We start from the raw sequence: 13,288 nt of genomic DNA, 5'->3' as shown, positions 1-13,288 counted from the left end.
TGAATTTTGCTACATTATGGAACACATCATCTAACCTAAAATTAGGTGTTCTATATTGACTTTATTTGGCTGCTTGAGGTTTGTTTGACTCACATTGAATTTGATGCAAAACATTTTATTAGTAACTTAACGACCCGACCTGGGGTTTACCGTATGTATGGTAAAGGTGAGTTGCTATATGTGGGTAAGGCGAAAAATCTAAAGAATCGTGTCTCTAGCTACTTTAGAAACACAGGTCTTACGACAAAAACAATGGCTTTGGTTAACCGCATCGATGAAATCGAAGTAACCTTAACCAAAAGCGAGACAGAAGCGCTTTTGCTTGAACAAACGCTAATCAAGCAACATAGACCACCTTATAATATTCTATTAAGGGATGATAAATCCTATCCCTATATTCTTTTATCTCAACATCAGCACCCAGCCTTGTTATTTCGCCGTGGAGGTAAGTCTGAAGAAGGTAAATTATTTGGCCCTTTCCCAAGCGGTACAGCGGTTAGAGAAAGTCTTACAACCATGCAAAAAGTCTTTAAAGTGCGTCAATGTGAAGACAGTTATTATGCCAACCGTTCTCGACCATGCCTCCAATATCAAATCAAACGTTGTTCAGCACCTTGTGTAGATCTCATCACAGATGAAGAATACGCCAAAGATGTACGCCATACACGTATGTTTTTAGAGGGAAAAGACCAAGAATTAGTCAGTGAGATTACTCAGAATATGAGCGCTGCCGCAGCTGAGATGGAGTTTGAGCGGGCAGCAGAATTAAGAGACCAAATTACACAGCTGAAACATATTCAAGAGCAGCAGTATGTTTATGGACAATCAGGAGAGGCGGATGTGCTTGCCGCTCTTATACAGCCTGGTGGGCATTGCGTACATCTTATGATGATTAGAGGCGGCAAGGTTGTTGGTAGTAAAAGCTACTACCCTAAAATGCCACTTGAAATGAATGAAGGTGAACTATTAACTAACTTCATCGCTCAATCTTATATTGGTGGTGCACAGGAGTTGCCTAAGGCACTGATTCTGAGTCACGAACCTAGCGATACCGAAGTACTGACTGCTGCGATATTTGAAAGTACCTTAAAGAAAGTTGAAATAACCTGCAATGTAAGAGGCCAGAGAGCCAGATGGCTTGACCTTGCTAAGTTAAATGCTGAACAAGGTTTGCAAACCCGTTTACTAGATAAAAAGCATCACTTTAGCCGAGCAACCGCTTTGCAAAAATTATTAGGCTTGTCTGAACCGCCAAAGCAAATGGAGTGTTTTGATATCAGTCACTCTAGTGGTGAAGCGACCGTGGCCTCTTGCGTTGTATTTGGACCAGAAGGGCCAGACAAAAAGCGATATCGTTCTTTTAATATAGAAGGCGTAGAGCCCGGTGATGATTACGGGGCAATGAAGCAAGCGCTCACAAGACGTTATAAACGCGTTAAATCTGGTGAATTAGAGGCACCAGATGTTCTGTTAGTAGACGGAGGTAAAGGTCAGTTAACCCAGGCCGAAGAGGTATTAAGCGAGTTAGGTTTAAATCAGATCTTCTTGTTAGGTGTGGCAAAAGGCGAAACTCGAAAGCCAGGGCTAGAAACTCTTTATATAGGTTGTAAGGAAGATGAGGTAGTATTGCCACCTGACTCAGCTGCTTTGCACCTCATACAGCACATTCGTGATGAAGCGCACAGGTTTGCAATAAAAACCCATAGAAAAAGACGAGATAAAAAACGCCGACACTCTACTTTAGAAGGGATTCCAGGAGTAGGCCCGACTCGTCGTAAAAGTTTATTAACGGCTTTTGGTGGAATACAAGAGTTAAAAGCCGCGAGTCAGGAAGAAATAGGTAAAGTGAAAGGTATCAGTAGCAATATGGCACAAGAAGTTTACCGCTTTCTCCATCAAGCATAAGTGTTATGATGATGTTACTAAATAGCATCACCCTTAAAAATACATCGTATTAACGATTAATCGGCTCAACCGATTGATTAGCAATAAAATACTAAGCAGAAAATAATGAATATACCGAATATACTGACATCTATCCGAATCTTTATGATACCTATCTTAGTGGTGTTGTATTATTTGCCTTGGGATGGGCGTTATGTAACTTGTGCTGCGGTATTTGCAGCTGCCGCAATAACCGATTGGCTAGATGGCTATTTAGCGAGAAAGTTGAACCAAACATCTGCCTTTGGTGCTTTCTTCGATCCGGTTGCTGATAAGCTTATGGTGTCAATTGCACTTGTGTTACTTGTCGAAAGTTATGCTAATCCATTAATGACAGTCGCAGCTGCAGTGATAGTGGGTCGTGAAATTGTTATTTCAGCCCTAAGAGAATGGATGGCAGAAATGGGGAAACGAGCAAGTGTGGCGGTTTCTTATGTCGGCAAGCTAAAAACAAGCATGCAAATGTTAGCCATCTTTATTTTGTTGGGTAATGAGCCAGATACTAAATGGGCAAACCTAGGTGAAATTGTACTGATTCTTGCTGCGTTATTAACGCTTTGGTCTATGTATGTTTACCTAAAAGCAGCTTGGCCGCACCTAGCACCATCAGTATCGGATAAAAAATAATCACTTAGAACAATTATTGATCTAAAAAGAAATAAAACGCTAAGTTAATGGATTTATTTAGAATTATTGCTTGACGCAGGATCAGAAATACATAGAATATGCACCATCTTCTGAACGCGGGAATAGCTCAGTGGTAGAGCACAACCTTGCCAAGGTTGGGGTCGCGAGTTCGAGCCTCGTTTCCCGCTCCAGTAGAAGATGATCTGATTTAAGGCCGGATGGCAGAGTGGTCATGCAGCGGACTGCAACTCCGTCAACGCCGGTTCGATTCCGACTCCGGCCTCCATAATCAGAACATGTAGCAAAAGCTAGATGTGCCCGGGTGGCGAAATTGGTAGACGCACAAGACTTAAAATCTTGCGGTAGTAATACCGTACCGGTTCGATTCCGGTCCCGGGCACCATTTGGTGCCTTTTTTTATGCCTGTAATAAATTCAAACTTCCTCAATACCCCGCCAATTCTGGCTTATAGCGCTTTTAGCTAACCTATCTAAATTGTTTACTTTCCCTAAGATATGCTATCTTTTTCGAAACTTTGCACCGAATCTGCACCACAGATTGCACCGAGCAATGTACGAGAGGGAATTTAAATGGCGTCAATCTATAAGCGTGATGATGGAACATGGCGCGCACAAGTAAGCGTGCCAGGTAAAAGAAAAAGTAAAAGTGGCTTCCCAACCAAGCGAGAAGCCAACGCATGGGCGACAGAACAAGAAAGACTCGCAGAAGAAAGCCAATCCACAGATATTCCTGATAGACCCTTTAAAGACGCTCTTGAAAGATACCGCGACACCATCAGCGTATCCAAGCGAGGCCAAAAGTTCGAAATTCGCAGAATTTACCGCTGGCTAGGTGAGGGCGAAGTAGACCCAGACCCGCTTTGTTATATCCAACTCGAAAACCTTCAATCAAAACACTTTGCCGAATGGCGTGATAGGCGTTTACAACAAGTTGCAAGTTGCCGTCGGAACCGTATTAAGAGAATGGACCGTATTGTCTGCCGTATGTAGCCAATGTGCGAAAGAATGGGGCTGGTTACGTGAAAACCCAATGTCCAGAGTTAAGCGACCAGCCGAACCAGACGCACGCACCGCGTTTTTTTTGTGGCCGGAGTCCGCCTGTTATGGTGGGTCTTTATTAGGCTAGGCCGTTACCTTTGGGCGGTTGTGAGATCCTGATTTAGACCTGCCACCCTTTGAGAATCTCACCTCTTAGAGTGGTCAAATGATCTGACCAAAGGAGGCCATAGATGGCTCATATCACTATCTTCTCAAAACTGATCCGTACTCTCGATGGATTGTATTCTCTTAATGATTTACATAAAGCTGCTGGTGATGAAAGTCGGTACCAACCTGTATTTTTCATTCGTACTAAACAAACTCAAGAATTAGTGGCAGAAATCCAGTCTGCATATTCCGCAGACTGCAGTTAAATCGATTAACGGCGGTAAAGAGAGAGGTACTTGGGTCTGCAAAAAGCTTGTCTATGTCTATGCAATGTGGATCAGTGCTAAGTTCCACCCGTGCTTTCGATCAGCTCGCTCTTTCTTCTGATGCGCTTTCTCGCTCTGAGCTTCCTCGCTCTAATCAAAACAATGAAGCGACTAAGACGATGGCGAAGTTGCTTGAAGGGAATATCTTAGCGTTAGCGCAAAAACGCTCTCAAAATAATACGCTTGTTGAAAATATCAAAATCGGTGAAGAGGTGAATAAACACCTTGGTGTAAGCAATCTGGATCAGGCACCCCTGCCCAATTAGAGCAAGGCTTAATCTTCATCCAAACAGCGTTAGAAGGGGAGTACCTCAGCAGGGCAGACAACCCAACCAACGAATACGTCGCATCAATGGAACGCAGGGTCGAGTACTACGAATATAGAATGAAACTCATCCACTCCCACACCACCACGATGAAAAGAGACTTCCCAATCGTCATCTCCCCAACACTCAAAACAACCAACCACAGACTTTACGGCGACGCCCGAGAACACCTACACGTCGCACACATGTACAGTAAAGTTTATTAGCGCGGGTGATCGATATAAAGTATGTAGGGTCAATCGTTAATGATTATATTCGCGTTAGTTAATTTAAAATAATTAAGGTATGACGTTTAGTGTGATTAATGATATTTATCTCATAAGATTTACTATCTTATTAAGATATTAAAGTATGGAAGGGCAAATTTATGTGTGATGAAAATGATGAGCGAATAAAAAGGTTAGTAGATCAAGCAAAAACTTGGTATTCAACTTTGACTGATTTTGTTTTTAAACATACAGCGATACAAACTGTTGTTTTAGGGTGGATCCTGTCTTCTCAACGACTGCATGAAACAATGGAAAATATGCAATCTGTAGAGCGGTTTATTCCTGGCATATTGCTAATTAGTTATTCTTTTCTGGTGTTTATTATATTTAGGAGACTTGCTAAAAAATCTGATTATGTCTTTAAAGAAGTTAAGCGTATAGATGAATCTATTTACCTCGAAATTTGGGGCTATCGTATAGATAAGTCGTTTTGGTTAGCAATGGCAGTTGTACATTTAGCTTTATCAATTGTAAGTTGCTATTTTTTATATTTTACAAAGGTTTAAAAAACAAAATGTACTGTAAAAATTTATACGGAACCATTCAGAACCCCTATAAATGCAGCATATCTAATGTCCAATATTATCTAAGTTATTGAATCTTCTTAATACACAATTAAATTTTTCTTGACGTTGCTAAGACGAAAAACCGTTGTATTCCTTATGGATGCTTTAAAGAATGGCTTTATCAAGAATAAGTGCATTAAAACTTTAAACTGAGATTGGTTCATATAAGTATTGTGTGTCTAAGTTATTTCTTGTTATGGTTAAAAAATGAACAAGCTAAGGAAGGCGTCGTTTGCAAAAATCCTTTCTTTTATGTTCTGGAAAATCAAATGATTTTATTGAAACGTAGGTGAGGATGATTATGTTACGTCTTATTATTGGTTTTTTGGTACTTACGGTAAGTTTTATTAGTTTTGCTGAAGGTGAGGACTCAACAACGGGAAGTTCAACAACGGGAGAATTACAAGCTGGGAAGATTTATAGATTATCTGTAATGGTAAAAGTAAAAAGAGCGGATGGTGTTGATGACGTAGAGTATACAGCACTAAAAAATAGTAAATATGAAGTTATTTCAATAAGAGATAATGAATACACAGTTAAATTTAATAAGATCTACCCAAGTAATCCAAGTAGCCTTGATGAGGCCCATCTAGAAGGTTTAAAGTGGGTTAATTATGATTTTACGTATATTCTAAAGCGTGATGTTTCAGATAAATTTGATCTAAAACAAGTGTCTAAAGAGTCGCTTACTGGGCTATCTTCAGGGCCATTGGTAGTTCCTTTCAAGTATCGAACAAATAGTAAATCTCTATCTGGTGATGCCACAGTCGGTTTATATGCAGGAGTTAATTTTGAGCCTGGGTGTACTACTTCAAATTGGTGCTTTCGAATAACCCCATTGATTTCTGCAGGCTTATCAGAAGTCTCTGTTGTTAATGGAACGAGTACTGAAACCAAAACGGCTGTTACTTGGGCTGCTGGTTTTTTGGTATCTAACTGGGATGACGTGAATATCGGTGTTGTTTATGGGCAAGATAGAATTGGAGGCTCTACCTGGGAACATGAGGGTAAAGGTTGGGTGAGCATTATGATCGGTTGGGATATTTAAAGCATAAGTGATAAAAATATATTAAAACCACCTTCGGGTGGTTTTTTTTGTATCTAAAATCCTTAGTTATTAAAGGAAAATATATATTTATAAAAACATCTATTCTAAAAAGGCAGAATGTCAATTTCAATTTCAATTTCAATTTCAATTTCAATTTCAATTTCAAATTTAATTTTTATTGATGGTTTTTAGGGAAAAGTTAAGTGAAAGTTTAGTTAATGTTAGGTTTAAATATAATTAAAATTTATTTTTATGTTTTATTTGTTTTAATTATAAGTGTTTGATTTATATGTGTTTATGTTTGTTTTTTACTATTTGTTTTTTATTTTAATCATGACTTTGTATTTAATTGTTTTTTTATATTTTATGATTTCAATTGATGTTATACAGTTTCAATCGAGCAAGGTTGTACAAGGAAGTTAAGTTTAATATTTTAATATTTTAATATTTTTAGTTGATTCTTTTATACGGCAATACTTGTTATCAATAAATTTACAAATTAAATTTCATTATAGAAATAGGGAAATAAAAATGGCTAAAATCAATGATATAAATGCTCGCTTGGCTAATGATACATCGACTCAGAAATCTCTTTTTACTGGTTCATTTAGCAGTATCACTTCTATTCGTTTGTTGTTATCTCCGGTTGCTGCTGGAACCGCTAACTTCGCTATTTATGAAAATGGCTCAGAAGTTAAAAATGAAAGAGTTACTGCTGACCAATCCGTCTCTTATACAGCGACTTCACCAGATTCAAAGCTGGAGTTTCATGTAAATTATTATGATGCCTCTGATCTTCCTCAAGTTCATGCTTCAATCGCTCTTTAGTATTAAAAAGACCGTCTTTTAAACCACCTTCGGGTGGTTTTTTATTATCTGAATGAACGAAATGTCTCATATTTAAACTAAGTGACTTCTGAAATTGAATGATTAGTTAGTGAAAAAAATGTTCTATTTACCGCCCGTATGCCGCCCGAGGCTTTTAATGATAGGTATGAAAAGTTATTAATAATCATATGGATAGAATGCTAATTTCCGTTTTGTAAGAAGAGAAAGAAATCTCTGATAAAACTGGCTGTATATACAGTTCATTTTTCAAATTACTAAATTGTTAATAAATTTGGCACGCTTTAGCACTATAGATATCTGTGATATGGCATGTTTTGTCATTGTGCCCATTTTTAAAATATGTAGAATCAATTAGTTATGAGAAGGGCATGAAAATAACCGTGACCGATAAGCAAATTTAGGAATTGAAATAACACGCATGCGCGTTTCGCTGGGAAAGTTTTCAGTTGATAAGTGGCCTTTCTTCAAATTAATTAAGCAGATGTGACGTTTTAGGTGCGGTGGATAAAGCGGCAAATCGAGCGTGCGTATTATTAAAATAATGAAATGGACACCCCTTCTATACTGAGTTAGTTCTTCAGTTTAGGAGGTTAATATGGAATGTATTCAAGTAGCAGGTATTGATCTTGCTAAATCGATATTTCAAGTGTGCGCCATTAATAGCGCTGGTAAACCAATTTTGAATCGATCATTTAGGCGTAATCAGTTACTTAAATTTTTTAGTAACCTAACGCCCTGTTTAATTGGTATGGAAGCTTGCGGTAGTGCGCATTATTGGGCTAGAGAACTTCAAAAATTAGGTCATGAAGTTAAGTTGATGCCACCGCAATATGTAAAGCCTTACGTTAAAACGAATAAGAATGATGCAGCAGATGCAGAAGCTATATGTGAGGCTGTGACTCGACCAACGATGCGTTTTGTAACGGTTAAGAGTGAAGAGCAACAAGCACTACTTTTAGTGCATCGCGAACGTGACGGTGTGGTTAGAGATAGAACGTCACTGATTAATCGGATAAGGGCGAGTTTACAAGAGTTTGGTGTCTCGATACCGTCAGGACGGTTTAGGTTACATAAATGGTTTCGAACAGAGTTTGGCCTAATTGAGAGTGATTTACCTGTACTGCTGAGTCGTCATATTCAAACAATGTTGAAACGTTTGCATGATCTTGAAACCTATATTAAAGAGCTGGATAAGCAGATAGACATAGTTGGTAATGAAAATCAGCAATGCCGATCAATACAAGATATTCCTGGGGTAGGGCGATTAACTTCATCCGCTATTGTTGCAAGTGTGGGTGATGCAAAAGTGTTTAAATCAGGGCGGCAGTTTGCAGCATGGTTAGGCTTAGTGCCGAATCAACATTCAAGTGGTGGGAAGTCTGTTTTACAAGGAATCAGTAAGCGCGGGGACGCCTATTTAAGGCGGATGCTAATACATGGAGCGAGAGCGGTAATTAGGCATATGAAACCGGGCAAACCATTTTATTATTGGCTGCAGAAGTTACAAGAAAGAATGCATAAGAATAAAGTAATCGTTGCATTAGCAAATAAATTAGCGCGAGTAACATGGGCTATTTTAGCCAATAATAGAGAATATAAAGCGCAGTTAAGTTAACAAATTAACTGCTTATGAATGAATAAATAAGATACTCAGTTTTGCTAAGTATAAAAGTTGATGACTAAACAGATTGAACCGTGACTTGGATACTCTGGGACTAACATCGTTTCTTTAGAAAACGTTAAAATGATTAGAACCAAGTCAGCGAAATTCATCAGGGATAGAGGTTAAAGTCCTCATTTAAAATCCGAATAGATGGCTGCAAAACCTTACTTGTCAGAAGATGTTTTTGCTTGCAAAAAGCGGGGTGTCCATAGATGTTAGCCTCTTAAGATGGAATATGTTCGAGCATCACAATAAATACACAAAAGCTTCGTATTGGCTCTTGGTAATAAATAGTCTTGTTGGATTTGTCTTTATGGGAATGCTCCTTCCCAGCTTAGAGGGAGGGCAGCCTGTACTGGTCTACGGCATAGCAATACTGTTAAGTATTATGCTTTTACTCAATACGTATTTTTCATATCGCATCTTAAAAAAGAACTAGAGCACTTAAATTATGTTTATGGCTCTACGGTTTGCAAATTATAGGTTTTGAAACCGAGAACTGGGCATTGAGCTTAAATTTTGGCATGAATGCTTCATTAACATGGAGTTACGAATTTACGAATATTACCTTTAACGTACTGGCAATTCTAATTTGGTTTGTCGTATTCAAAGTACTACTTAGCGTAACTAAGGCTAACAATCCACTCAAAGGCGACGGCGATAAAGCCGCCGCGCTTTAGTGGGGCGTTAGCTATTCAAGGAGAATATAGTGCAAATCAGGAATGTAATATTAATTTCGATGACTTTAATTTTGAGCTCATGTTCTTCAACTACTGATTCAAATTCAACTAATAATATTGCAGAGGAATCGGTTGAGACTATAAAACAAAGTATTACCGATAAACATCCAATAAGTTACATCACATTAGCTACAAAGTTATTGAATGAAGGCAAACTTGATGAAGCGGTTAAGTGGTACTACGTTGGTCAAATGAGATTCAGAGCCTACTTAATGGCTAATCCAAATTTGGAAAAATCCGGAGATCCTGCACTTTATGCTTCATTAAATTACGTTATAGGTACTCCCATAAATGAATATGCTGGTCAAAACTCAGATCATTGGGTGAAACTTATCGAAGAATCTATTAAATGGCATAGCGACAATCCAAATGGTTTTACTCCAAAATCGACTCATGAAGAAATTTATAAAGAAATTGAAGGTGACTTTTTTAAATTCCGTGATTATGTTTTAGAGAACAAAGAAGAAATTCGAGAGCAAAGAGCTAAGAATAGCTAACAATCGCATTATGACGGGACTTCTAACAGTTTGCTCGGTTTCATTTCGCTACACAATTTTAGCCATGTATTATCAGCCCCTTATTGGGGCGTTAAGCAGTAATTATGATTGAGCAAAGAATTTCTATAGTTATGGGTTTATGGGCCGAAGGATATTTCACTGATAATGAAATGATATCTTGGGCTGATAAACAAATAATTGAAATCGAAGGCGATATCTATGATCCTTTGATTGAGCTTTCTTTAAAGGGGCCGAAGGTTTGTGTTAAAAAAGCGAGTTATGATTTCCCTGACAGAATGGAGTTTTCATATCAACAACGCTTTGCTATACGATTGATGAGATTGGATTTAAGTGCCCGCCCTGATGTTAGGAAGTTTATATCATGGGTAGCATCCAATGCTATGGGGGAAGATAGTAAATCCCCAGAAGTAATGTTTGGGTATCATCTAGATCATTACCTTTATTATGATGAAATAGATCCTGAAATTTACTTTGAGAGGAATATTCAAGAGTATATCGACTCAAGTGAAGCTCTTGTCCGATCCTTACTACGGAAAGCCAATGCTTAACAATACATTGGTGATCGATCGCCCATTCTGGGCTGGGACGCTTTCGCGCCCCACAATATTGACGTTAAATTTCTAAGGACATCATGAAAGAGGATTATTCGCCACTAGGGAAGTTTATATCAGCATGTCTTTTAGCTTTGTTATCGCTGCAAGCATATTGGCTCTTCACTTTCCTCGCTAACCCAGAGAATCCTAACCGCTATGAAATATTAGCTGGTATTGGTTATACGTCGCTATTCTCAATAATTTTATGGGCACCAGGAATTATTCTTGGTTATTTAATTTGCCATAGGCTGAAAAATAAGTCTGTTGGCATTTTCACAGTTTCCGTCAGTGCAGTTCAAAGTGGTATATGTTTATGGGCACTCGCGAACTAAAATTTAGCAAGGGGTGCAATGATCACCTGCGGCTGGACAGCAGAAAGCCTGGCTTCGCCACTATGCTGCCCATTCACTAGGAGTTAACCCCCATGAAAAGAAAGCCGCCAACAGGCTGTTTTTTTTGCCTTAAGAAAACTAAATTACTTCTAAATGGATAACGATTAAATCAAACTTTTACTGAAATAGCATAATTAAAACGCGAAAAACACCCTCTATTTTCCGCCCGTATACCGCCCACGGCTTTATGATTATGAGAAAGGTATAAAAACTTATCAATAATCAGATTTTTAGAGTGTCAATTTCCGTTTTGTAAAGAGAGAAGGAAAATTCTAATAAAACTGTCTGTATATACAGTTTATTTTTCAAATTACTAAATTGTTAATAAATTTGGCACGCTTTATCATTATAAATATCGATGATGTGGCACGCTTTGTCATTGTGCCTATTTTTAAAATATGTAGAATCAATTAGTTATGAGAAGGGCACGAAAATAACCGTGCCAGACAAGCTAGTTTAAGAATTGAAATAACGCGCATGCGCGTTTAGCTAGGAAGGTTTTCAGTTGATAAGTAGCCTTTCTTTAAATTAATTAAGTAGATGTGACGTTTTGAGTGCGGTGGATAAGTCGGACAAATCGAGCGTGCGCATTATTAAGCTGTTATGTGTGTCTCAACTTGGGAGTGAAATTTGAACATTGAACATTCTAAATCAACTGTAATTGATAATGTTTGGTTGTACTCTCGGTATTATGGCAACCAACTTGCTTTCTTACGCGAAGTGGAAGGAAATGGGAGTGCTGCTTTAGTTTATCTGTTTAATTTATTAGAAGGCATCTTAAAATCTAACTTAAGTGATTATGAATCATCCTTTCAAGATGTAGTAAAAAAATCATTAAGTAGCGGAGCTATTAATAAAATTGAGCATGATTTTTTAAACAACAAAAAAACAGGAATACGAAAACTAAGAAATATCTTTGCTCACGCAAACTTATCTCAGTTCAATGTTAAGTTTAAGGGTGATGAAATACTGTACCCATTAACTGAAAATGATAATTGCCAACTTTTATACTCAAAACTGTCAGATGTTATTTTTAACATTATTATGAAAGTTGCAATAATTCCGCTCAACGTTGACCTTGAAGTAAACGTTGATAGCGCTATAAAATTGCTTAAATACGAAATTATAACGTTTACGCCAGAGGATATTTTACTTGATAAAGGTATTGATCCTAAAACTCTTCATGGTTGGTCTGACTTAAATTTATCAGAAAGATACAGGCAAGCGGAAAACGCTCAAAATGTAAAAGTGCTTGCTCATATATTTTCAGGCTTGGTCGAGCGAGAGTAAACACACATAACAAGCTGTTAAACAAGGACAAAAAACAGTTGGCTTTTGCTCCTTCGTCGCTTATTTTAGCCAACTATTTTATTGCCTGTTAACAGGGCGTTATGTGTTCTTACATGAAAATAAGAGGTCTATTTTAAAATATATGAAACATATTACTTTGTTAGCATTAATAACATTCGCTAACTTTTCTAATTCTTCTGAGTGGGAAGAATATCAAGACCTTACAAATAGTTTTTATTATTTGACCGATTTAAATATTAAAGAGGTTACTTGCCATATTGAGGTTCCATTAATAACCAATCTCATTAAGCAACTAAATCAACAAATGCTACCACTAGGTAGCAATGTAATAGTATCTTCTGACCTAAATACATTTTCGCTGAAATATTCGCCAAAGAAAGGCTTAAGTTTTACTAAGCCAACTTTTGATATCGAGTTAGCTTCTATTGAAGGGGTTGCAGATCCAGTAAAGGTAGAGCAAGGAATATCGATGATGAAGACTGGATTCAACAATCAAGTTGATGGTGTGATTAATCAGATAGAAGGATACTTTGTTGAATATAACAGACCTGTACCACTGGATTATTCAAATTTGATTGTTAATGGAAACTCAGTTTCATACCTCAAAGATAAAATGAATGTAAAGTCTACTTTTAATGAAGATGAAGTTGTAACTGAGTCATCAGGAAATGGTACAAAATTAAGCTCTCATTCAGAATATAAAAAAATACAGGGCGAGAAGTATGTTTTAGAGTCCGCTGATTTATCAATGACTATGCCTACTTCAGACATTAAAATGAGTGCATCTATTAGTTATCAAAGTATTGATGGCATAGTATTTCCCCTCTCTATTAACACTTCTTTTGAAAATAAAGTTCAGACTATTAGTCAGACAGGTAAAATACAAATAAACCTAACACAATGCAGTATTTAGGCTGCACACATAACAAGAGCGTGCAATCTGACTCCGC

General features: G+C 37.6%; 15 protein-coding genes and 3 tRNA genes. All 18 read left to right on the top strand.

Features of this window, described 5'->3' with window-relative positions:
- Positions 1-84: 84 nt before the first annotated feature.
- The 18 genes from uvrC (at position 85) to Q0A08_RS10420 (ending at position 13,251) form a co-directional block, all read left to right on the top strand.
- On the top strand, positions 85-1,905 hold the full coding sequence (gene uvrC / locus Q0A08_RS10505; protein ID WP_438467024.1) for an excinuclease ABC subunit UvrC: 1,821 nt from the start codon (positions 85-87) through the stop codon (positions 1,903-1,905).
- A 105-nt stretch (positions 1,906-2,010) separates the two neighbouring features.
- Complete coding sequence (pgsA, locus tag Q0A08_RS10500) at positions 2,011-2,571, top strand: CDP-diacylglycerol--glycerol-3-phosphate 3-phosphatidyltransferase (RefSeq protein ID WP_438467022.1); 561 nt, start codon at positions 2,011-2,013, stop codon at positions 2,569-2,571.
- A gap of 116 nt (positions 2,572-2,687) precedes the next feature.
- Positions 2,688-2,762 (top strand) — tRNA-Gly (locus tag Q0A08_RS10495).
- 21 nt (positions 2,763-2,783) lie between these two features.
- A tRNA-Cys gene (locus Q0A08_RS10490) sits at positions 2,784-2,857 on the top strand.
- A gap of 30 nt (positions 2,858-2,887) precedes the next feature.
- Positions 2,888-2,974: transfer RNA gene (locus Q0A08_RS10485), tRNA-Leu, on the top strand.
- Positions 2,975-3,161: 187 nt separating this feature from the next.
- Entirely contained in the window at positions 3,162-3,581 is a 420-nt protein-coding gene (locus tag Q0A08_RS10480; protein WP_438467020.1) for an Arm DNA-binding domain-containing protein, read from the top strand.
- A gap of 239 nt (positions 3,582-3,820) precedes the next feature.
- Entirely contained in the window at positions 3,821-4,003 is a 183-nt protein-coding gene (locus Q0A08_RS10475; RefSeq protein ID WP_438467018.1) for a KilA-N domain-containing protein, read from the top strand.
- Entirely contained in the window at positions 3,978-4,124 is a 147-nt protein-coding gene (locus Q0A08_RS10470) for a KilA-N domain-containing protein (RefSeq protein WP_438467624.1), read from the top strand. The genes Q0A08_RS10475 and Q0A08_RS10470 overlap by 26 nt, the downstream gene beginning before the upstream one ends.
- Positions 4,057-4,329 (top strand): hypothetical protein, encoded by a 273-nt coding sequence (locus tag Q0A08_RS10465; RefSeq protein WP_438467016.1) that lies wholly within the window; start codon positions 4,057-4,059, stop codon positions 4,327-4,329. Before Q0A08_RS10470 ends, Q0A08_RS10465 begins: the two co-directional genes overlap by 68 nt.
- Before the next feature lie 427 nt (positions 4,330-4,756).
- Positions 4,757-5,164 carry a hypothetical protein gene (locus Q0A08_RS10460; protein WP_438467014.1) on the top strand — a complete coding sequence of 136 codons (408 nt, stop codon included), beginning with the start codon at positions 4,757-4,759 and terminating at the stop codon, positions 5,162-5,164.
- Positions 5,165-5,525: 361 nt separating this feature from the next.
- A complete protein-coding gene (locus tag Q0A08_RS10455; protein WP_438467012.1) occupies positions 5,526-6,272 on the top strand; it encodes a hypothetical protein in 747 nt (248 codons plus the stop codon).
- 531 nt (positions 6,273-6,803) lie between these two features.
- On the top strand, positions 6,804-7,100 hold the full coding sequence (locus Q0A08_RS10450; protein ID WP_438467011.1) for a hypothetical protein: 297 nt from the start codon (positions 6,804-6,806) through the stop codon (positions 7,098-7,100).
- A 616-nt stretch (positions 7,101-7,716) separates the two neighbouring features.
- Complete coding sequence (locus Q0A08_RS10445) at positions 7,717-8,736, top strand: IS110 family transposase (protein ID WP_438467009.1); 1,020 nt, start codon at positions 7,717-7,719, stop codon at positions 8,734-8,736.
- 518 nt (positions 8,737-9,254) lie between these two features.
- Positions 9,255-9,464, top strand: coding sequence for a hypothetical protein (locus Q0A08_RS10440; RefSeq protein WP_438467007.1), 210 nt, complete (start codon positions 9,255-9,257; stop codon positions 9,462-9,464).
- Between the two features lie 29 nt (positions 9,465-9,493).
- Positions 9,494-10,021, top strand: a complete 528-nt coding sequence (locus Q0A08_RS10435; RefSeq protein ID WP_438467005.1) for a hypothetical protein — start codon at positions 9,494-9,496, stop codon at positions 10,019-10,021.
- A 104-nt stretch (positions 10,022-10,125) separates the two neighbouring features.
- Positions 10,126-10,590 (top strand): hypothetical protein, encoded by a 465-nt coding sequence (locus Q0A08_RS10430; RefSeq protein WP_438467003.1) that lies wholly within the window; start codon positions 10,126-10,128, stop codon positions 10,588-10,590.
- 1,067 nt (positions 10,591-11,657) lie between these two features.
- The gene (locus Q0A08_RS10425; RefSeq protein WP_438467001.1) at positions 11,658-12,317 is read left to right on the top strand and encodes a hypothetical protein; all 660 of its coding nucleotides are present in this window, start codon (positions 11,658-11,660) and stop codon (positions 12,315-12,317) included.
- Between the two features lie 142 nt (positions 12,318-12,459).
- Positions 12,460-13,251 (top strand): hypothetical protein, encoded by a 792-nt coding sequence (locus Q0A08_RS10420; RefSeq protein WP_438466999.1) that lies wholly within the window; start codon positions 12,460-12,462, stop codon positions 13,249-13,251.
- The last annotated feature ends 37 nt before the right edge of the window (positions 13,252-13,288 follow it).

Source organism: Marinomonas sp. PE14-40 (genome assembly GCF_051623805.1).
Classification (GTDB): Bacteria; Pseudomonadota; Gammaproteobacteria; order Pseudomonadales; family Marinomonadaceae; genus Marinomonas.
Note: the sequence above shows the minus strand (reverse complement) of the source record. Positions and strands in the feature narration are given on the sequence as shown.

What these genes read in the sequence shown, in the direction of transcription:
- Q0A08_RS10450 (WP_438467011.1), top strand. Translation starts at nt 6,804, where the DNA reads ATGGCTAAAATCAATGATATAAATGCTCGCTTGGCTAATGATACATCG.
- Q0A08_RS10460 (WP_438467014.1), top strand. Translation starts at nt 4,757, where the DNA reads ATGTGTGATGAAAATGATGAGCGAATAAAAAGGTTAGTAGATCAAGCA.
- Q0A08_RS10465 (WP_438467016.1), top strand. Translation starts at nt 4,057, where the DNA reads ATGTCTATGCAATGTGGATCAGTGCTAAGTTCCACCCGTGCTTTCGAT.
- Q0A08_RS10420 (WP_438466999.1), top strand. Translation starts at nt 12,460, where the DNA reads ATGAAACATATTACTTTGTTAGCATTAATAACATTCGCTAACTTTTCT.
- Q0A08_RS10475 (WP_438467018.1), top strand. Translation starts at nt 3,821, where the DNA reads ATGGCTCATATCACTATCTTCTCAAAACTGATCCGTACTCTCGATGGA.
- Q0A08_RS10430 (WP_438467003.1), top strand. Translation starts at nt 10,126, where the DNA reads ATGATTGAGCAAAGAATTTCTATAGTTATGGGTTTATGGGCCGAAGGA.
- Q0A08_RS10480 (WP_438467020.1), top strand. Translation starts at nt 3,162, where the DNA reads ATGGCGTCAATCTATAAGCGTGATGATGGAACATGGCGCGCACAAGTA.
- Q0A08_RS10455 (WP_438467012.1), top strand. Translation starts at nt 5,526, where the DNA reads ATGTTACGTCTTATTATTGGTTTTTTGGTACTTACGGTAAGTTTTATT.
- Q0A08_RS10445 (WP_438467009.1), top strand. Translation starts at nt 7,717, where the DNA reads ATGGAATGTATTCAAGTAGCAGGTATTGATCTTGCTAAATCGATATTT.
- pgsA (WP_438467022.1), top strand. Translation starts at nt 2,011, where the DNA reads ATGAATATACCGAATATACTGACATCTATCCGAATCTTTATGATACCT.